This window comes from Candidatus Cloacimonadota bacterium (genome assembly GCA_019429305.1).
Lineage (GTDB): Bacteria > Cloacimonadota > Cloacimonadia > Cloacimonadales > JAJBBL01 > JAHYIR01.
This window is the reverse complement of record JAHYIR010000019.1, coordinates 17,447-38,769: the sequence shown is the minus strand read 5'-3', so window position 1 is coordinate 38,769 and position 21,323 is coordinate 17,447. Positions and strand designations below refer to the sequence as shown.

Here is a 21,323-nt window from a genome sequence, read left to right as displayed (position 1 = left end):
TTTACCGGATAGAGAATGATCTGATATACACGTAAAATCGGTAATAACAAAGCTGATAATTTAAGAGCATTACGTGTGAAGTACGCTTGCGGTATGATCTCTGCAAAAACAGTTATAACAATTGTTGAGAACAGAAAAGCTATAACTCCGCTTAGAACTGAGTCAGATAACATAGCAAGAAGCACATTAACTCCAACATTACCCCAGAGTATCGTCACTAAAGTCAGATTAACATTATCACGTAATTTCAGGACTTTTTTTGCTGACTGGTTACCCTTCTTGACTTCTACCTGAAGTTCCAATTTGCTGATTGAAAACAACCCCAAATTCATGCCTGAAAACAAAGCAGATTGGGAAAGACAGAATAATATTCCAACCCAAGTCAATAAGTCCATGTCTTACTCTATAAATTAACTAATTAGTTTTCAGAATAGAATCAATAAACTAACTGCCATAACAGCCATCCCTGCCACCAGACCGTATATTGAGAGATGGTGTTCCCCGTACTTTTGGGCTGCAGGTAAAAGTTCATCAAAAGAGATATAGACCATTATGCCGCCTACCATAGCAAATACAACTCCAAATAGTGTTTCTGTTAAGAAAGGCATTAAAATGAGATACCCGACAATTGCTCCTAACGGTTCAGCTAACCCAGATAAAAACGAATACATAAATGCTTTCTTTTTGCTTCCTGTAGCAAAATAGATTGGAACAGAAACAGCTATACCTTCAGGAATGTTATGCAGGGCGATTGCCACTGCTATTGCTATTCCCAAAGCAGGCTCTTGCAGAGCTGCTATGAAAGTTGCCAGTCCTTCCGGGAAGTTGTGTATTGTTATCGCCAAAGCAGTAAAAATGCCCATACGATGGAGCTTTTGGGGATTAAAAGAAGTATGATCAGGCCCATTTTTTTTATCTTTTAATAACAATCTGGTTAACCTAGCTTTCTCATCCTCTGATTCGGCATTGATTATATCCTCGATCTTATCAACTTCCTCTACTTTATGCATTTCGTGTGGATTCTCTACAGCCGGAATGATTTTATCTATAACTCCAATGAGTAAGATCCCAGCAAAAAAAGATATTACTGTTAACCATGAACCTGTAGTCTTTCCTAATTCAGCGACTAAAGACTCTTTCGCCTTGAAGAAAATCTCTATCATGGAAACATAGACCATAACACCTGCAGAAAATCCAAGGGCAACAGCTAAGAATTTCGTATTTGTTCGTTTAGTAAAGAAAGCCAGAAAACTCCCTATTCCAGTAGCTAAACCGGCTCCTAACGTCAACAGAAAGGCTAACAATACATTATTTCCCATAGACCATTACCTCGAAAACTATCTCTTATATTAACAGCTCATTTCTTGGCTGCTTTGATTATTTTCTTCATGCTTGCTGCGTTGAATTCATAATCTTTATTACAATAGTGGCATTGTATTTTTACGATCTCATCTGCTTCAGCGACCTCTTTCAATTCATCCTTGCTGAGAAGTATTAACCCTTTTTCAAACCGTTCTTTTGAACAATCACAATGATATCTGGCTTCTGATTCCCAGTTTAATTCAATAGGAATGCCTTTAAATATCATGTCGGAAAGGATATTTTGTATGGTCTTACCCATTTCCAACAAATCAATGATCTCAGGTAATTTCTGCATATTCTTTTCCAGATGATCTATCGTTTTGTTACTCGCTTCCGGCAATAACTGTACAAGAAATCCAACTGCTTTTTTTACCGAACCGTCAGGGTTGAGAATTACACTTAATCCAACTATAGAGGGGATCTGCTCGGAAACAGTGAAATAATAGGTTATATCACGAGCTAGTTCACCGGTAATCAATTTTGAGCTCCCATTATAGGGATTCTTCAAGCCGATGTCTTTAATGACGGTAAAGATACCGTCTTTTAACTCTGATATAATTTTTTCTCTTATCTTTCTGCTCAGGGTTATTGCTTCATAATCCTCAGAGGTCGATATATCATCTTTAAAACTGAGATGTGGATATCCCTTTACTTCTCCCCTCTTGTTGGCAGTAACTAATACAAAATCCGATGATTCTTTTAACTCTACTTTAATACTTACAAGATAGTCTTTCTCTTTTAAGTCAGCACCAAGAAGTAACCCTGCACAAAGTAATTTGCCGAAAATTACTGTCTTAACCGGAGACAAATCGTGTATTTTTCGACCCTCTTCTGCTGTATTGCTGATATCTGCTGTAAAATAACGTATCTCTTTATTGCTGCTTATGCCTTTTGTTAACTTATCAGGCATATAACCTCCTAAATCTACAATCTCACTAATCAAATATAATAGATTGTATTTATTAAGCAAGTTATTATCGATTTTTTCTTTGTTGGTAAACTTTATGGCAAGAACGACATTTCGATTTTATACTTAAAATGCTATCCCTGAGCTCATTTCAAGTTTTTTTTCAAAAACTGGTTGACAAGAAAACCAATCTTAACGATATGGAAAATGAATTGCGGGGGCGTAGTTCAGTTGGTTAGAACGCCTGCCTGTCACGCAGGAGGTCGCGAGTTCGAGTCCCGTCGCTCCCGCCATTTTTTTCATCAGCATTTCAAATATAATCTAGTCTGTTAAATCCATTAGAACAATCTCTATCTCTTTTCTATAAAAAACAAAGCTGTAATTAATCATCTAAATATTGTATACCTATAGGGAGCAGCGTAGTCGGCTCGAGCTGACAACGCTACTCCTCAGAGTTAGAAAAGAGATTACCAAAGGTGCTAAATCGCGTTTAAAAAAATAGGTACAGATGAATCCATCTGTACCTATTATGCATTATGTAACTCAATACAAAGTATTGAGAGATCCTATACTTCGAACGGTGAGTTAACTACATTACTTAAGCAGAAGCATCTTCCTCGTTTGTTGATAGTCTTGAGTCTCTAATCGATAGAAATAAATGCCACTACTCAAACTTCTGTTTCTATCTGATCTGGCATCCCATTTGATTGAATGTTCACCACGCTGTAAGAAATCATCAACCAAGGTTGCTACCTTCTGTCCGGCAATATTGTATATGTCCAGCTTTACTTTTTCGTCACTCTTAAGAGAAAACCTGATCACAGTTTCAGGATTAAAGGGATTAGGATAATTTCCCTGTAGAGCAGTCACAAAAGGTGAAGTCGTTAGATCTTCTGCTGAAGTAGGTAGAATAGTAAATGTTTGTTCTTCTGTGAAAGGAGAACCAACGAAAGCTCCATCAACTGCCTGTACCCGCCAATAATAAGTTCCTGCCGGTAGGTCATCGAATATAAATTCTCTGCTCGTTTCAACATTCCCTGATTTCGGTATTTTTCTGAAACCGGTCGTTAAATCAGACATAGAAGACATGATATCTTCTCCACCGCTATTTGTACCAATACTGAGATTATAGGTGATCGCCTCAACTGGTGTTTCATTATCCATCGCTTGATCCCAATTAAATCTGATATTACATTGACCGACAATCGTTAGAGGATTCTCAGGAGTTGTTGGTGGCGTATTAAGAACAAATTCATCACTACCTATTTTGTTTTGGTAAATATTGACTACCGAACCGCTAGCTCCATTTCCGGTTAGTACGAGATCTAGATCACCATCATTATCTATATCACCCCAGGCAGCAGAACTTGAATTTAGTGGTAATAGACCAGAATTGACTTCTGTAAATTCTCCGTTTACATTCCGCAGAACCTTAGATGTATTAAAGCCAGTTAAGATGACATCAAGATAACCATTCTGCTCAAAATCACCCCAAGCAACAGACCCCAAGGCAATCCCGGGTAAATTGGCTTCAATATCATTAAAAGAACCAAAACCGTCATTCTGATAAATTTTAGTTACCAAACCTTGAGCCGAATTTCCGGCTATAAGAATGTCTTTATATCCATTCCCATTGTAATCACCTAAATCAATTGAACTACCAGAGAGATCTATAATAGATGAATTTGACGGTGTTAAAATACCAGTACCATGATTGAAAAAGATCTCTGTGTATCTTCCTTGAACAGTTGAACCTGATATTACAAGGTCTAGAAAGCCATTGTTAGTAAGATCACCCCATGCTACATCTCCGAGTGCAACATCAGGTAATTCTTCAACTTCTACAACTGAGAAAGTCTCATCTCCATTATTCGCATATAGGTTCGTTGAAAACCCTTCACCAGAGTCTCCTATAATCACAACATCAAGCCATCCATTATTATTGTAATCACCAAGAGCAATCGCTCCGTTGAATACACCAGTCAGACCAGCATCTATTTCAGTAAAGGTCTCGTCACCATTGTTTCTAAATATATGAGTGCTTGGATTGAGTGTTTGATCTCTACCGATGACAATAAAATCGAGATAGCCGTTATTAGTCAGATCTCCCCAGGCAGCATTGGCATTTCTTAAAGAAGGAAACGATTGGCTTAACTCAGAAAAACTCCCATTTCCATTGTTCACATAAATCTTAGTTAATTCATTTCCTGTAATAAGTAAGTCCAGAAAACCATCATTATTAAAATCACCCAAGATGGCTGTTCCGGATGTAACACCGGGAAAATCAAGTGTTAGAGGGATAAAATGAGCAGTAGTAAAAGTCCATGTAGGTGACCATTCACTTATATCAGTTCCGTCTGCGGATCTGACTCTCCAGTAATATGTTTGTTCAACATCTAAAGCTTCATCAAGTTGATATATGTTTGTCAGCAGAAATTGTTCATCAATTGTCAACTGCTCAAAATCATCGTTCTGGGCTAATTGAAAGTGATAATAGTCAGCTACTGTTACGTTAGACCAGGAAAACATTGGAGTCGTAGTTACTGAATTGGCAAAATTTTCTGGTAGTTGTAAATATGGTGCAGTTAATTCTCCTACCATAGTAACCGAAAATGTTATTGTGTTACCAGCTATTCCGACATCGTGTATATGTAACCCACCAATACCGCCATCTCTGAGGAAACTGACAGGATTTGTTGAATAATCATTAATCTCTGTTCTGCCGGTTTGACTGCTATAATGAGCAATATTTATAGCACCATCACTTGTAGGAGTGCCATTATGTCGATAGATATAGACTTCATCAGGGGGACCACTGGCGTTACCGTTTTCTCTTAGATCTATACGGTAAACAAGCATTCCTGTACCTGGTAAATTAGATTCATAAAACCCTGTTTGGCGTCTATATTCAACAACAAAGAACTCATAATTTGAATATGGGGATATAATCTTAAAGGCATTATTAACAGGGGAGGTCAAAGGATCGAGTGTATAAGTTCCCGTTGAAGTAATCTCCGGAATATTCCAGATCCATGTTTGATTAGTGTACTTGTATTTCATCCAAGCACCCATATGGACAAATCCGGATGCCATAAGATCCCATGGTCCTACAGGTGTGCCGTTATAGCTATAACGATATAGATCGGGTGCACCCAAGGTGTGAAACATTTCGTGGCAAAGAGTCGAAACATTACTTTGATTTTCCGGTTGGAAGGTATAATCCCATACTTGCTTGTTATGAATATAGACATTGAATGAATAGAGAACCCAGCGATGTGCCCAAAGAAGATCTGCCCAAGCACCAGAATTTCCTCGAATAATAAAACTAACATTATCAACATATCCGTCATTATCGGCATCAATGATTAAATTCGTGGGAACTTCCGGTTCAACATAACCAACTGCATTGGCAAGTAGAGTATGTTCTCTCAATCTGCGCTGAGTATCACCACTATAACCGTTGGGATTGTTCACCGGATGATAGGGTTGATAGTAGCTACGTGGAAAACTATCTTGATAGGATAAATTTGTAGTTAAGTCGCAAATGGGATAGTGATGACTCACTATATCTAATTGATTATATGATACCTCTTGAAAATAGTGTCTAACCGATGAAGTACTTAAGTTGTTGAAGCGACTATCATATGTTGTACGAGGTGTTGTAAATTCCGAATCGTCTGAAAATCTGATATAAATAACGAGATTATTCATCGTACCAGAGTGTGGTGCACGAACTGAAGATCGTTGTATAGGTTCATCAAATATTGCACGTCTCTCCTGATATAGTCGTTCAGAGATCTTTGCCCTCGGCTCTAGACCTACTTCAGATGGTATCACACTATTTACACGATATTCTGAAGGCACAACATATTCTCCTTCTCTCATCCCATAATAGTAAAACCCATCTTCTCCGACAATTATGGTAAAGCCGTCTTCATCATGCAGCCAGTTAAAAAACTCATCACCCGATGCAAAACATTCAATGATTTCCCCTGAAGGTAATTCTATCTCGGTCGGTAGGAATTCGAAATATGCAGCTGATATTTGCGAGACCGATAGGGAGAAAAAGATCAATAAGAATGCAGGCAAAAGGAGAATAAATCTTCTCTTCTTCCTTAACTTCGTTAACATAATAACTCCTTGTTCTTTATTATTCATATATGTATTACTTCTATCAACTAACTATGTAACTTGTTATTTTGCTGAAGGTTTCTCAGTAAATAATAATAACATCAAATGATGCAATTTACATTCCAAAAAGCTTGATGTTACCAAGAAAAACCAGGTAGATATAATTATTGAAAATACAAGTTCATTTTGCTTATCAGATCATAATTATCGACTACGAGAAAAAACTCAGACAAGATCGAGGATCTGATAAGTTGTTTCGATAAAGGCACTGAGATCTTTTCCTGTAAATTGCCTCTGTTCAATTAAGGAGAGGTTGTGTAAATAGTTACACAACAACTTAACTTCCTTATCCTTTCCGGTGGCATGCAATTTAAGTATTTTTTTTACTGTAGGATTTTCTGCGTTTACTATAAACTCATGCATTTTAAGTAAGTTATGCTCATTCCTGGATATGATGTTGTTCATATCCTGCATTCTTCTCATAAATTCATTAAATACTACTAATCCCGGTACATTCTTGTTTTTGAGTCGTTTGACATCTATCTGAACATCTTTATCATCGATCGCCTTAACGAAAATTTCCTTTATCTTGTCTAACTCGGTTTTATTATCGGAATCTAACAGCTCTTTTTTGTCCTTTTCCACAAAATCTTCGTTCAATTCAGAATCAATTCTCACGAAAGAAATATCCTTGTTCTTCATTTCTAAATGCTGGAAAAGATGCGTATCAATAACATCTTCAGCAATCAGAACATCTTTACCGGCATCCTTCATCATATTGAGATATGTAACTTGAGTATTTTCACCGGCAGTGTAATAAATCTTCTGCGGCTTTTTATCCGTTTTATTATTCTCTAAATACTCATCTACTGTCGTATAATTCCCCGAAATACTCTTGTAAATTATGAGCTCTTTTACTCCTTCATAAAAAGATTCTTCGGTAATTGCTCCAAATTTTATGAACTGATGGATATCTTCCCAGTATTGTTCAAACTTCTTCCTGTCTGCCTTAAATAGGTCATTCAGAAAATCGGAAACCTTTTTAATGATGTATTTAGAGATCTTTTTTACATTCTGATCCTGTTGTAGGAAACTACGGGAGACATTGAGTGGTATATCAGGAATATCAATGCCACCACGTAACAATAACAGAAATTCTGGAATAAACTCCTGAAGATTATCAGCCACGAAAACATTATTGCAGTAGAGCTTAACTTTACCTCTCTGCAATTCCAGTTGATTGGTAATTTTTGGAAAATAGAGAATCCCTTTTAAAACAAAAGGATAATCAACATTGAGGTGTATCCAGAATAGAGGGTCTTGAAAATCATGAAAGACAGATTTATAAAATTCCTTATACTCCTCATCTTTGACATCCTTTGGTTTACGGTTCCAAAGTGCCTCTTTTTGGTTGAGCACTTTCTTCTCCAATTCTATTGGAAAAGGTACAAAATTAGAGTACTTCTCTATCAGTTCTCGCAACTTGCTAAAATCAAGATATTCCCGTGATTCTTTATTGAGATATACAGTTACTGTTGTCCCAACTTCTTTTCTGCTACCCTCTCCTAATGAATAAGAAGTTGTTCCATCACATTCCCAATAAGCCGGCTTAGCATTTTTCTGCCATGATAAAGAATCTATCGTTACCTTGTCTGCTACCATAAATGAAGAATAGAATCCTAAACCAAAGTGTCCAATGATATTGGTCTGTTTATCTTTATATTTCTCTATAAACTCCTCTGCTCCGGAGAAAGCTATCTGATTGATAAATTTATCTATCTCTTTCCGAGTCATTCCGATTCCATAATCGATGAATTCTAGAGCCTGTTTCTTCTTATTGATCTTTATCTCAACTCGTAAATCCTCTTCTTTGACTTTCTTATCTACTGTCTTGCGCTTCTGTAAGGCATCAATAGCGTTAGATATCAACTCACGAGTAAAAATATCATGCTCAGAATAGAGCCATTTCTTGATGATCGGAAAAATATTCTCCGTATGAATGCTTAATTGCCCTTTTTCTTGTAATTGTTCTACCATACTTTGTTCTCCTTAGTTTTTTACTTTATTCTGAAGACAATATAATATCTCTTCTGAAAGTTGTCAACCAACAATTAAGCACTCTCGCCGGTAGAGTGCTTAATTTTGCTAGCTTGCTCATAAATCTATACATCTGCCTTTTTAAGAAATAACTCAGAAACTCCATCACAGTTATCCTAACTCTTAAATCGGCTAATTATAATGATTTTATACTTGTTTTGTTTGACAGAAAAACCGGCTCTTTCGTTATGAGTTTACAATAAAGTAGGTTAGGTCTAATGAATAAAATTTATGGTGTTATCTTTGATCTTGACGGTACATTGATTGATTCAATGGGTGTTTGGACTCAAGTTGATGAAGAATACTTATCTAAAAGGAATATTGAAGTCCCGGAAAATCTCTTTCTTGATATTGAAGAAGGAAATAGTTTTATTGAAGTAGCTCGTTACTTCAAACAGAAGTTTGCCCTAAAAGATTCTATAGAGGAAATAATAGATGAATGGACATATCTTGTTTCAGACCATTACGAGAATGATATTAAGCTAAAACCGGGTGTTAGAGAATTCTTGCAACTCCTAAAGGAACATAATGTTAAGATCGGTGTTGGAACAAGTAATACTCTCTTTTTAACTACCAAAGTACTGAAATCAAATGGTATTTTTGAATATTTCGATTCAATAGTAACTGGTTGCAGAGATATCAAAGGTAAGCCATATCCTGATATTTTTTTGAAAGTGGCGGAAGAATTAAAAGTCAATCCTGAAAACTGTTTAGTATGTGAGGATGTTCTAGCAGGTATTCAAGCAGGTAAGAATGCTGGAATGCATGTAGTAGCAGTTTATGATGCTTGTTCCGAACCTGAAAAGCAAACCATCAATGAATTAGCTGATTATTATGGCTCAGATTTTTATCAGATAATTGAATACTGTCTTCAAAATAATCTCTTAGAATAGAGACTATTTATTAACCGATTTTAATTGACTATAGACCAAACTAATGAAATTTAGCAATCAAAACCAATAAGGATAGACAATATGAAGTTAAAAAAAATTGCTGAACTACTGGAGGCAGATATCCTATGTGACGAAATACACTTAGAGAAGGAAATTCCTTGTGCTTTCGGATCAGATCTAATCAGTGATATTTTAATGTGTACGAAAGAACCAACTATCTTACTAACCGGTTTGACCAATCCTCAAATAGTTCGTTTATCAGACATGATTGACCTATTGGGCATCATTTTCGTCAGAGGCAAAAAACCACCTCAAGAAATAATGGATATGGCTAAAGAACGTAATCTTCCAATGATATCTACAGCTTTTACCCTTTATAAATCCAGTGGAATCTTATACAATAATGGGCTTCGAAGCTGCAAAATCTAAAAGTATGAATGAATACTGGGCATGCAACTCTGGTCTGGAAGAAAAGGGAAAGGAATTAATCAAAAACTCCCCTGAAGCTGAAATGACGATTGATTTCACTATAGAAGCTAAAGATTATGTAAAAACAGGGAAAGCATCTTCGGAAATCAAGTTATTCCTAAAAAAACTCGGTGTTAATCCTGAGATTCTCAGAAGAGTGGCTGTAGCAAGTTATGAAGCAGAGATTAATGTTACTGCTCATTCTAATGGTGGCTATGTGCAAGCCCATATCTATCAGGATTATATACTAATCGTTTTCCAAGATAAAGGTCCCGGGATCCCAGATATTGAACAAGCTATGCAGCCCGGGTTTTCCACCGCCGATGATTTAGCTCGTGAAATGGGATTTGGAGCTGGTTTGGGACTACCTAATATCAAAAAAAATTGTGATATCTTATATATCCGATCGGCTGAAGGCAGTTCTACTTATCTGGCAATTATTGTCTTTTATGAGGTCAATGAAAATGTCTGAGAATAAAAAACTGTTGAAAGAATACTTTCACTCTGTTGAATTGAACAGAGATAAGTGCGTAGGCTGTACAAAATGTGTACGGATTTGCCCGACAGAAGCTATTAGAGTAAGAGATGGAAAAGCAATTATTGATCCTGCTAAATGCATAGATTGTAGCCAATGTGTTGCTATATGTCCTGTTAATGCTATTAATATTAAATCCGACCCGTTAGAAAACATATTTCAATTTAAGTATCGACTAGCTATAATTTCTGCTTCCTATGAAGGTCAATTTGGAGAAGAAATAGGATATGAAACTGCGCTAAAGGCATTATTCCATCTTGGGTTTGACGAGATTGCTGAGCAAGCAATGATAACTAACATTACTGCAGAAATAATAAGAGATTATATTCGAACCCACCCCAAGATTAGACCGATACTATCAAGTAGTTGTCCGGCAATAGTACGCCTTGTTCAGGTTAGATTTCCTTCATTATTAACTAATTTACTTCATATAGAATCTCCAATGAGTATGCTGGCAAAATACTATCGCGACAAGATCATTAAAGAAAAGGGACTAAAAGAAGAAGATATAGGGATTTTTCTGATTGTGCCCAGTGGCTCGCAAGTAACTGCTGTACATCAACCGGAAGGGACTTATAAACATTTACAAGATGGTGCTATATCTATAAGTGAAATCTATTCAAAGGTAATGGATATTCTCAAAGAGCTTAATAATGACGGGACAAAGATTCAAAGCTATGCTAATGGTTTAAGTTGGGCACTATCAGGTATGGAAGCAGAAGAAGTTGCTGCCGATGATATAGTGACTTTGGCAATAAGTGGTATTCATAATGTTATTGATATCTTATCTAATATAGAAAGTCACCGTTTAGACCAATATGATTATATCGAGTTGAGAAACTGTCAACTTGGTTGTGTAGGTGGTGAATTAAACGTAGAAAATCCATTTGTCGCTACTAACAGAATAAAAAAAATCACCAAGAATACGAAAAAAAAGGAAATGGACTTCGATTACTTTTTCAAGTTATATAAGGAAGGTTATTTTGATGTATTACCATTAGAACCACGATCAATAATGGAGTTAGATAAAGATATCAAGAGTGCCTTAGAAAAGATGAAAAAAGTGAAAGAAATAGTTCAAATACTTCCTGGCTTGGATTGTGGTGTTTGTGGTTCACCGACATGCAAAGCTTTAGCAGAGGACATAGTTCAGGGAAAGGCGAAAATAAGTGATTGTTTAGTACGTCTAAAACGCCAGAAAAAGAGACAAGAAAAAGAAAAATAACTCTATTTTATAAGGGGAAAATATGCCAGTAACTTTGAAGAGTTTTATCGAAACTATTGAAGGAAAGGTGTTAACTCCATCAGTTGACATTGAAAACATTATAGTTAATGATGGGTATGTATCAGATTTGCTAAGCGATGTTATGGGGAATGCTAAAGAAAATCAGGTTTGGATTACTATCATGAAACATCTTAATTCCATAGCAGTAGCTTCACTTGTCAATATCCCCTGTATTATATTTGCTAAAGATACTATGCCTGAACAAGAAGTAATCAAAAAAGCTGAAGAAGAGAATATCTGTTTAGTTTCTAGCTCACAATCTAGCTTTACTATAGCAGGCGAACTATATCTGATGCTCAATAAATAAATAAGACACTTTTATTATAAGTAGGAATCTTGAATTGGTATAGAGCTGATTTACATATCCACTCTGTGTTATCACCCTGTGGTAGCTTAGAAATGTCTGCCAAAGATGTTGTCAAAACTGCTAAAAACATGGGTTTATCGATTATTGCTATTACAGACCATAATTCAATGGCAAACTGCTCTGTTTATCAAAAAGTAGCCCAAATGTATGGACTAACATTTTTTTGGGGAGTAGAGATTCAGACCATCGAAGAGATCCATATTATTGCCCTCTTTGAAAATGAAATAGTCGCTACTGAGTTTGATAAGGAACTTTACGAATCTCTATTACCTGTCGATAACAATCCAGATTTTTTTGGTGATCAAGTAATTATCGACGAAAATGAAAATATACTTCGATTTGAGAAAAGAGCTTTGATCAATTCTTCTCAATGGACTTTAGATGCTTTGATCAATAAGCTTAATAAAATCGATTGTTTTTACTTTCCAGCTCATATTGATTCTGACGCTTATAGCATAATAGGACAATTAGGTTTTATCCCTAAAGATTATAATTTCTTGGCCTTAGGTATTACTGCTACTTGTGATATCGATAAGTTTCTTGAGAGACATCCCGAGTTAGCCGGTTATTACCTTATAAGAAGTTCTGATGCTCATTATCTGGAAGATATTGGAAAGGGATATAGCGAATTTTATTTAGAAAATCCTACTCTTAGGGACATCAGATTAGCTTGCCAAAAAAAAGGGTATATAAAAAATGTCACCTGTAAATAATGATATTGTTAGATAGATTCCGGAGGTACAATGCACGATGAGAACAAACTTTACCAGAAATTGAAAGAAGTAATTGAAGATAAGAAGAGTTTAAGAAATCCCTTGATAGAAATATTACATCAAGCACAGCATTTATTTGGTTATTTACCTGCTGAAGTTCAAAAATTTATAGCAGAAGAGTTAAATATTCCTGTAAATAAAGTCTATAGTGTCGTTACTTTTTACAATGCTTTTTCGATGAAACCGAGGGGTAAATATGTAATCAATATCTGTACTGGTACAGCGTGTTTTGTTAAAGGAGCACCAAGAATCATACAAATCCTTTCCGAACTGTTAGATATAAATCTCGGAGAAACTACTGAAGACAAATTATTCACATTGACTGCAGTAAGATGTGTTGGTGCTTGTTCTCTTGCACCTGTTTTCGTAATCGGTGAAGATACTTATGGTAGGATAGAAACTCGTAAGCAATTACAAGATATTATCACAAAATATAGAACTGAAGCATGATAATAGAAAATGCAAGATATCTCGTTACATCTGCTTGACATATTAGAAAATTCAATTAGGGCTGATGCAAGCGTGGTTAATGTTTGTATTGAGATCAATAAGAGAGATAATCGTTTAAAGATAATGGTTACTGATAATGGACATGGTATGAGTGAAGATATTTTAATGAATTCTCAAAACCCTTTTTTTACTACTAAAGAGAATAGGGTAAAAAAGGTAGGTTTGGGGATTCCCTTGTTCAAACAAAACGCTGAGCATTGTGATGGATCATTTAATATTATTAGTGCAAAAAACAAAGGTACAGAAATTGTTGCTGAATTCAGACTTGACCATATTGACAGAATGCCTTTAGGTAGCATACCAGATACCATATTAACAAGTCTTTTAGGGCATCCCGATATTGAGTTCATAGTAGAGATGATCAAAATCTCAAGTGATGGAGAAAAGTCTAATTTCATTTTCGATACTAAGGATATTAAACAAGAACTGGATGGATTTCCAATCAACAACCCTGAAGTAACTGGTTTTATAAGAGATTATCTAACAGAAGGAATAAATAACATATATAAAGAGGAAATTTGATGTTACAGTCTAACCAACAAATTATGGATATCAAGAGGTATTACATATGATTTTAAAAAGAATTGATGTCCTGATCTGTTTTGGTTCCGGTTGTGTATCTGCCGGAGCAGATAAGATAAAAAAGAGATTGATCGAAGCATTGAGAAAACATGATCTACTAAGTGAGACCAATATCATTGAGACCGGATGTATGGGTCCCTGTGATTATGGTCCTTTAATGATGATCTACCCGGAAGGTATTTTCTACCGCAAAATCACTGAAAACGATGTAGATGAAATAGTTGAAGAGCATTTTCTGAAAGGCAGGCCAGTTAAACGCTTAATGGTTCAAGATTCAGAGGAAAAACTCGCCGTTAACCTTCAGGATATACCTTTTTTTAAGAAACAGATCAAAGTCGCTTTAGAGAATTGCGGATATCTTAACCCTGAAAGTATTGAAGAATATATTGCTCTCGGTGGTTATGAATCATTAGGGAAGTTATTAACAGAAATGACTCCTGAGAAGACAATTGAAGAGATTGATAAATCAGGTTTAAGAGGTCGTGGAGGAGGAGGTTTTTCAACTGCTTTGAAATGGCAGCTTACCCGCAAAAATCCTCTAACTCCGAAATATATAATTTGTAATGGAGACGAAGGAGATCCTGGTGCTTTTATGGATCGTTCCCTATTAGAGGGTGATCCTCATCGCATCCTTGAAGGGATGATGATAGCTGCCTATGCAATTGGTGCAGAAAGGGGATTTTTCTATATTAGAGCCGAATATCCTTTAGCTATCAGAAGAATTAATCTCGCTATTGAACAAGCTCGTGAATTCGGTCTATTAGGTGAAAATATCTTTGATAGTGATTTCTCATTTGATATTGAAGTCAGAAGTGGTGCTGGAGCTTTTGTTTGCGGTGAAGAGACAGCTTTAATAGCTTCAATTGAAGGTTTAAGAGGTGAACCGAATCCCAAACCACCCTATCCCTCTGAATATGGATTATGGGGTAAACCAACAGTTGTTAACAATGTTGAAACATTAGCAAATTTACCTACGATTATTCAAAAAGGTGCGGATTGGTTTGCCGGTTTTGGCACTTCTACCAGTAAAGGAACGAAAGTATTCGCTCTAACCGGTGATGTTAAAAATACTGGTTTGATTGAAGTTCCGATGGGTATAACATTAAAGGAACTGATCTTTGATGTTGGTGGTGGAATAATTGACGGGAAAAAATTCAAAGCCGTACAATTAGGTGGGCCTTCAGGGGGATGCCTAACAGCAGACCATTTGGAAGTCCAGATTGATTATGAATCTTTAAAAGAGAAAGGTTCGATGATGGGTTCCGGTGGAGTTATCGTAATGGATGACTCCAATTGTATGGTCAATATAGCTAAATTTTTCTTAGAGTTCTCTGTTGAAGAATCCTGCGGCAAATGTGTCCCTTGCAGGGTCGGTCTAAAAGAGATGCATCAAATACTGCAAAAGATCTCTGATGGGAGAGGAGAAGAAAGAGATTTAATAAGACTGGAAGAGCTTGGTTCGATGATTAAAAAGCTTTCACTCTGTGGTCTCGGTCAATCTGCCCCTAATCCGGTGTTGAGTACTTTACGGTTTTTCAAAAGAGAATACGAAACTCATATAACGGAAAAGAGCTGTCCGGCATGTGTTTGTTTAAAACTCTTCCATTATCTGATTGATACTGATAAATGTATTGGCTGTTCTCTCTGTGCTAAAAAATGCCCTGTTCAGTGTATAACTGGCAGCCGAGAAGATAAATATGTTATTCATCAGTTAGACTGTGTAAAATGTGGAACTTGCATGGAAGTATGTCCAGTCAATGCTATAAGTAAAATACCCGGAATAAATTCTGATGTAATTGCAGCAGAGGAACAAGAATTCTTATCTGCTGAAGATTTATTATAAAAAGTCAAACAAGGAATCTTATTATAGGAATGATGTATGAAATACTATAGAACGCATATTTTAGTCAGTATGGATGAGATATCTATTCGTGCTGGTGCTAAAGAAATCGAAAGACATCTTGCTCAAGAATTAAAGAAAAACAATCTTCAGGATGAAGTTGCTGTTCTACCTACCGGTTCTCTGGGATATTTTACTCAGGAAGTCTGTATACTTATACTCCCTGACAATATTGTTTACCGAAATGTTACTCTGAATGATATCCCTGAAATCGTAAGTGAGCATCTATTGAAGGGTAGGCAAGTCAAGCGGTTAATTTTTGGGGAGGTTCAATCCCAACAAGTAGATCTTAACTATCAGAAACGCGTTGTTTTAGAGCATTCCGGTATCATTAACCCGGAGAGTATAGAAGAATATATTGGGTATGATGGTTACGAAGCCTGGTTGAAAGCCCTTCTCAAAATGAAACCGGATGACATTGTTAATGAAGTGAAAAAATCGGGTTTAAGAGGACGTGGAGGCGCTGGTTTCCCAACTGGTCTGAAATGGAGCTTTACAGCACCTTTAAAAGTAAAAGAAAAATTCCTCTTGGTTAATGCTGACGAAGGAGAACCGGGAACTTTTAAAGACCGTCTTATCATGGAAGGGGACCCTCATAAGCTAATTGAGGGAATGCTTATTGCCGGTTACGCAATCGGAGCAACCAAAGGTTTTATCTATATTAGAGGGGAATACAAACTTTGTATAGAAAGACTGCAAAAAGCTATCAATCAGGCACATGAATACGGTTTTTTAGGAGAAAACATCTTCGATAGCGGATTTAGTTTTGATATTGAGATCAAAGTAGGAGCCGGTGCCTATGTCTGCGGTGAAGAGACTGCAATGATCGAATCTTTGGAAGGGAAAAGAGGAAATCCTCGGGTAAAGCCACCCTTTCCCGGAATTGCTGGTATTTGGCAAAAACCTACAGTAGTTAATAATGTAGAGACCATAGCAAATATCCCATCAATCATTCTCAAAGGGGCAGAATGGTTCAGTTCTATTGGAACTCCCGAGAGTTGTGGTACTAAAGTTTATACAATTATGGGAGATGTTCTTAACCCCGGGTTATGTGAAGTGAATATGGGAACTCCTCTGAGAGAGATAATAGATGACTATGCCGGTGGTATGTTATACGGCAAGAAGTTTAAAGCTGCATTAGTTGGTGGTGCTGCCGGGGCATTTATACCTGCCCAATTACTCAACATCAAGATGGATTTTCATAATCTAGCCGAATACAAGGCAGTATTAGGTTCTGGTGCTATAATGGTCATGAGTGAGGAGAAGTGCATCGCTGAAATGCTCTGGTCAATTCTTAAATTTTTCCGACACGAATCGTGTGGGAAATGTTCACCTTGTAATAAAGGAACAGAGATTCTTTACAAATTAATTTCCAAAGTCATTCGTTGTAAAGCAACTGATCAGGATTTGAAACAGATGCTCTACGTTGCAGAGAGGATGAAAATTAGTCTTTGTGCATTAGGACAATCTCCAGTGATGCCAATCAGATCGGCTCTGCAGTATTTCCCAGATGACTTTGCCGGTTATTTAAGAAAAGTACAATAATATATGAGATATATTTTTAAGGAGGATTTATGACAATTTACATCAATGGCATTGCTTGTGGAGCCGAACCGGGACAAACGGTTTTGCAAGTAGCCAAAGATAACGGATATTATATTCCATCACTCTGTTATCATCCTAAAACAGGCCCAGCAGGAAAATGTCGGGTTTGTATAGTATCGGTTGAAGGGATGTATGGGTTCCAGACATCCTGTAATCTACCTGTCAAAGATGGGATGAAGATAAATATTGATACCGAGGAACTTAAAGAACATCAGCGACTTGTTGTGGATCTCTTGTTATCATCAGGAAAACACGATTGTCTATCTTGTGAACAAAACGGTAATTGTGAATTACAAGATGCTGCTTATTACCTCGGGATCGAAAGACCTTCTTTTGACTTAGCGCCCAAAACTCTTGATATAGATGAAAGCAGTGAGATGGTTTATGTCGATCGCTCCAAATGCATTCAATGTGGAAGATGTATTGAAGGGTGTAATAACACTGTAGTTAATGAAGTTATAAATTTTTCCGAGCGTGGTTTCGATACAAGAATAGCTTTTGATGACAATCTGCACTTAGGAGAGTCAACCTGTGCTCAATGTGGTGAATGTGTCCAACTATGTCCCGTGGGCACTTTATTAGATAAGAACTCTATCGGAAAAGGAAGGGCTTGGGAACTGGAAAAGGTTACTACTGTTTGCCCATATTGTGGGGTTGGATGTCAATTAGAATTACATATTGATCGCCGAAGGAATAAAATCATTAGAGTGACTGGTGTTGAAGAAGCTTATGTCAACAAAGGAATGCTCTGTGTTAAAGGTCGTTACGGATATGATTTCGTAGGTGATGAAGCGAGATTAACAACACCACTCATTAAGAATAGTGAAGGGAACTTTCAGGAAGCAACATGGGATGAAGCCATTGCTCTTGTCGCAAAAAGATTCAAAGAGATCAAAGAAAAACATGGTCTCGAATCTATCGCTGGTTTAGCATCAGCAAAAGTGACCAATGAGGACAATTACGTCTTTCAGAAGTTCATGAGGAGGGAGATCGGCAACAACAATGTCGATCACTGTGCGCGGTTATGCCACTCCTCAACGGTGGCCGGTCTGGCTGCCTCGTTTGGAAGCGGAGCAATGACAAATGATATCGCTGATATCAGAAAAGCCGATGTAATTTTAGTTACAGGTTCAGATACTACTGCTGCTCATCCTGTTATTTCAGCACGCATAAAAAAAGCTGTTCGCGATGCAAAAACTAAATTGATCGTGATCGATCCTAAGAAAATCAGATTAGCTGATTATGCCGAAATTTATACTGCTCAAAGACCCGGTTCAGACGTAGCAGTACTCAATGGGATTATGCAAATTATCATCAAAAACGGCTGGGAAGATAAAGATTTTATAGCTAATCGCTGTGAGAATTTTGATGCTTTGAAAGAAGAAGTAATGAAAGATAAATACTCTCCTGAAAGTGTAGAAAAGATTTCAGGTATTCCGGCACAAACTCTGATGGACATTGCGGAATTGTTTGCCAAAGCTCCTACAGCAAGTGTTTTCTACTCAATGGGTATTACCCAACACACCACTGGTACTGATAATGTTAAAACTGTAGCTAACCTTCAGATGCTCTGTGGTAATCTCGGTATTCCCGGTGGTGGAGTTAATCCTCTCCGAGGACAGTGCAATGTTCAAGGAGCTTGCGATATGGGTGGATTACCTAATGTATATCCTGCTTATCAGAAAGTAGATGATCCTAAAGTTAAGGAGAAGTTTGAAAAGCTATATAACAAACCTATGTCTGATAAAGTAGGAATTACCGTTACAGAAGTAACATCAGCTGCTTTAGATGGACGATTAAAAGCACTCTATATCATGGGAGAAAATCCCTTCTTGAGTGACCCTGACCAATCACATGTTATTAAAGCACTGGAAAAGATCGATTTCTTAGTAGTGCAGGATATCTTCTTAACTGAAACTGCTGAGTTTGCTGATGTAGTATTACCAGCGAAGTCATTTGCCGAGAAGACAGGTCATTTCACCAACACTGAGAGAAGAGTTCAAAGATTGAATGTTGCAGTCAAAGCTCCGGGACAAGCAAAAGATGACTGGGAGATCATCCAACTAATTGCTAATGCTATGGGGTCAGATTGGAATTATAAATCTGAGAAAGAGATTACTGAGGAAATTAATCTGGTGGCTCCATCTTATGCTGGTATAACATGGGATCGTATCGATCTCAATGGTCTTCAATGGCCTTGCCCGACAACAGAGCATCCTGGAACCCCTTATCTGCATAAGGATAAATTTGCCCGTGGTTTGGGTCTTTTCCATGCCATCGAATTCAAAGAACCGGCTGAACTTCCTGATGATGAATATCCTTTAGTTATGACTACAGGTAGAATTCTGGAACAATTCCATACTGGAACAATGACCAGAAAATCTCCGGGTCTGAATGCTCTCGGTAAACCATCAGTCATGATCTCGGTTGCTGATGCTGAAAAAATTGGTATCAAGAACAGTGAAATGGTACAAGTAAAGACCAGAAGAGGAGAGATCGAAATTCCTGCTTTTGTTACGAAGAAAATTGCACAGGGAACTATCTATATACCCTTCCATTTTGCTGAAGCACCGGCCAATCGTTTGACAATAAACGCCCTTGATCCGATTGCCAAGATTCCTGAACTCAAGGTCTGTGCAGCAAAAGTATCGAAAATAAAGAAAAAGTAGCTTCTTAGGTTACTTTACCTCTGGCAACAACTTGCCATTTAGCATATATTTGAGCCTCTTTGACGACATAAACGTCGTCAAAGAGGTTCATTACTGAACAGGCATGATTAGGTATGATTGTCAATCTATCTCCTATCTGGATTTCATGATCTTTATTAACTCTCAAAATTCCATGCTCTTCCGACAACCGTTCGATTAATATCTCAGGATATTCCTTCAATAAACCATGACCCTTTATCAACTGTGAACCATGCACACCCTTATCCAATCCTAAACATTTACTCCCAGTATCTATAATAATTCTATCCTCAGTAGGTTTGCTGATGACTGTTGAGATGACAGTTAGTGCACAGTTCTCTACAGTCGTTACGCCCAATGAAACCTGAATATTGTCATTAAAAACATAATTACCCGGACGAAATTCGGTGATTCCTCGAGCTTCTTCTAAGAATATTGCAGCCGGTGTCGAACCAATACTAACCTCTGTAACCTTAATTCCGCAAGATATTAACTCGTCAGCAATATAACACATTGTCTGCACTTCTTCTTCTGCTATCTGTTGAACCTCTTCCCTACTCTTTGAACTATAAATATTTCCTGAATGACTTAAAATCCCTCTAAATTGCAATTTCTCTGAATTAATCACTAAACGAGCTAATTTAACGATGTCTGCAGCTGCCGACAACCCACAACGATTCATTCCGGTATCGATTTCGATCAATACTCCCAGTTTTCTATCTTTCAAATCTAGATATTGTTCTAATTGGTTTACTCCTTCCGAGCTATCAACACATACCTGTATACAATTGTTTATGCATAAACGACTTAGTCGTCTAATTTTTTGCTCACCGATTATTTCATTGGCTATGAGAATATCATTGATACCTGCTTCACTCATTACTTCCGCTTCACTCAATTTGGCTACTGTAATTCCATTATCACTCAAAGTGATTTGTTCCAGAGCAATTTCATTAATCTTATGCGTTTTGATATGTGGTCTTAGCTTTATCCCTACTGAATCTGCCAGTAATGCCATCATCTTTAAGTTTCTTTGCAAAATATTATAATCAATTATCAGAGCCGGAGTGTCTATACAGGATATTTTCATTTATAACCTCAGCAAAACTATTTTTCTTTATCCATAATATCAGTCTTATTAAGTCAATATTTATCTCTAAATATAGCATCTCTTTAGGGAGCACACGAGTCGGCCTTGGCCGGCTCGTGTGCTCCCTTATG

General features: G+C 37.0%; 17 protein-coding genes and 1 tRNA gene. 12 read left to right on the top strand and 6 right to left on the bottom strand.

Features of this window, described 5'->3' with window-relative positions; genetic code table 11:
- From K0B81_07510 to K0B81_07500, 3 genes are all read right to left on the bottom strand, one after another.
- Positions 1-395: DUF21 domain-containing protein (locus K0B81_07510; GenBank protein ID MBW6516443.1), on the bottom strand; the 395-nt coding region annotated here is incomplete at its 3' end.
- 30 nt (positions 396-425) lie between these two features.
- Positions 426-1,319, bottom strand: a complete 894-nt coding sequence (zupT, locus tag K0B81_07505) for a zinc transporter ZupT (GenBank protein MBW6516442.1) — start codon at positions 1,317-1,319, stop codon at positions 426-428.
- Positions 1,320-1,357: 38 nt separating this feature from the next.
- Positions 1,358-2,272 (bottom strand): Hsp33 family molecular chaperone HslO, encoded by a 915-nt coding sequence (locus K0B81_07500; GenBank protein MBW6516441.1) that lies wholly within the window; start codon positions 2,270-2,272, stop codon positions 1,358-1,360.
- 213 nt (positions 2,273-2,485) lie between these two features.
- Between K0B81_07500 and K0B81_07495 the strand changes: the two genes are divergently transcribed.
- Positions 2,486-2,562, top strand: a tRNA-Asp gene (locus K0B81_07495).
- A 301-nt stretch (positions 2,563-2,863) separates the two neighbouring features.
- Here the strand turns inward: K0B81_07495 and K0B81_07490 are convergent.
- Positions 2,864-6,400: a VCBS repeat-containing protein gene (locus tag K0B81_07490; GenBank protein ID MBW6516440.1), complete on the bottom strand. Its 3,537-nt coding sequence runs from the start codon at positions 6,398-6,400 to the stop codon at positions 2,864-2,866.
- Between the two features lie 225 nt (positions 6,401-6,625).
- Positions 6,626-8,437: a molecular chaperone HtpG gene (gene htpG, locus K0B81_07485; GenBank protein ID MBW6516439.1), complete on the bottom strand. Its 1,812-nt coding sequence runs from the start codon at positions 8,435-8,437 to the stop codon at positions 6,626-6,628.
- Positions 8,438-8,715: 278 nt separating this feature from the next.
- Between htpG and K0B81_07480 the strand changes: the two genes are divergently transcribed.
- From K0B81_07480 to fdhF, 11 genes are all read left to right on the top strand, one after another.
- Complete coding sequence (locus K0B81_07480; protein ID MBW6516438.1) at positions 8,716-9,390, top strand: HAD family phosphatase; 675 nt, start codon at positions 8,716-8,718, stop codon at positions 9,388-9,390.
- 81 nt (positions 9,391-9,471) lie between these two features.
- Positions 9,472-9,819, top strand: a complete 348-nt coding sequence (locus K0B81_07475; GenBank protein ID MBW6516437.1) for a transcriptional regulator — start codon at positions 9,472-9,474, stop codon at positions 9,817-9,819.
- An 82-nt stretch (positions 9,820-9,901) separates the two neighbouring features.
- On the top strand, positions 9,902-10,330 hold the full coding sequence (locus tag K0B81_07470; protein ID MBW6516436.1) for an anti-sigma regulatory factor: 429 nt from the start codon (positions 9,902-9,904) through the stop codon (positions 10,328-10,330).
- The gene (locus K0B81_07465; protein ID MBW6516435.1) at positions 10,323-11,618 is read left to right on the top strand and encodes a 4Fe-4S binding protein; all 1,296 of its coding nucleotides are present in this window, start codon (positions 10,323-10,325) and stop codon (positions 11,616-11,618) included. The genes K0B81_07470 and K0B81_07465 overlap by 8 nt, the downstream gene beginning before the upstream one ends.
- Positions 11,619-11,640: 22 nt before the next feature.
- Positions 11,641-11,985, top strand: coding sequence for a hypothetical protein (locus tag K0B81_07460; GenBank protein ID MBW6516434.1), 345 nt, complete (start codon positions 11,641-11,643; stop codon positions 11,983-11,985).
- A 29-nt stretch (positions 11,986-12,014) separates the two neighbouring features.
- Positions 12,015-12,758: a PHP domain-containing protein gene (locus tag K0B81_07455; GenBank protein MBW6516433.1), complete on the top strand. Its 744-nt coding sequence runs from the start codon at positions 12,015-12,017 to the stop codon at positions 12,756-12,758.
- A 30-nt stretch (positions 12,759-12,788) separates the two neighbouring features.
- Entirely contained in the window at positions 12,789-13,268 is a 480-nt protein-coding gene (locus tag K0B81_07450) for an NAD(P)H-dependent oxidoreductase subunit E (GenBank protein ID MBW6516432.1), read from the top strand.
- A gap of 9 nt (positions 13,269-13,277) precedes the next feature.
- Positions 13,278-13,850, top strand: coding sequence for an ATP-binding protein (locus K0B81_07445; GenBank protein ID MBW6516431.1), 573 nt, complete (start codon positions 13,278-13,280; stop codon positions 13,848-13,850).
- A 46-nt stretch (positions 13,851-13,896) separates the two neighbouring features.
- Positions 13,897-15,753, top strand: coding sequence for an NADH-quinone oxidoreductase subunit NuoF (locus K0B81_07440; protein ID MBW6516430.1), 1,857 nt, complete (start codon positions 13,897-13,899; stop codon positions 15,751-15,753).
- A 36-nt stretch (positions 15,754-15,789) separates the two neighbouring features.
- Positions 15,790-17,355, top strand: coding sequence for an NADH-quinone oxidoreductase subunit NuoF (nuoF, locus tag K0B81_07435; GenBank protein ID MBW6516429.1), 1,566 nt, complete (start codon positions 15,790-15,792; stop codon positions 17,353-17,355).
- 29 nt (positions 17,356-17,384) lie between these two features.
- Positions 17,385-20,084 (top strand): formate dehydrogenase subunit alpha, encoded by a 2,700-nt coding sequence (gene fdhF / locus K0B81_07430; protein ID MBW6516428.1) that lies wholly within the window; start codon positions 17,385-17,387, stop codon positions 20,082-20,084.
- Positions 20,085-20,088: 4 nt separating this feature from the next.
- Here the strand turns inward: fdhF and K0B81_07425 are convergent, their stop codons facing one another.
- Positions 20,089-21,192 (bottom strand): alanine racemase, encoded by a 1,104-nt coding sequence (locus K0B81_07425; protein ID MBW6516427.1) that lies wholly within the window; start codon positions 21,190-21,192, stop codon positions 20,089-20,091.
- Positions 21,193-21,323: the final 131 nt, after the last annotated feature.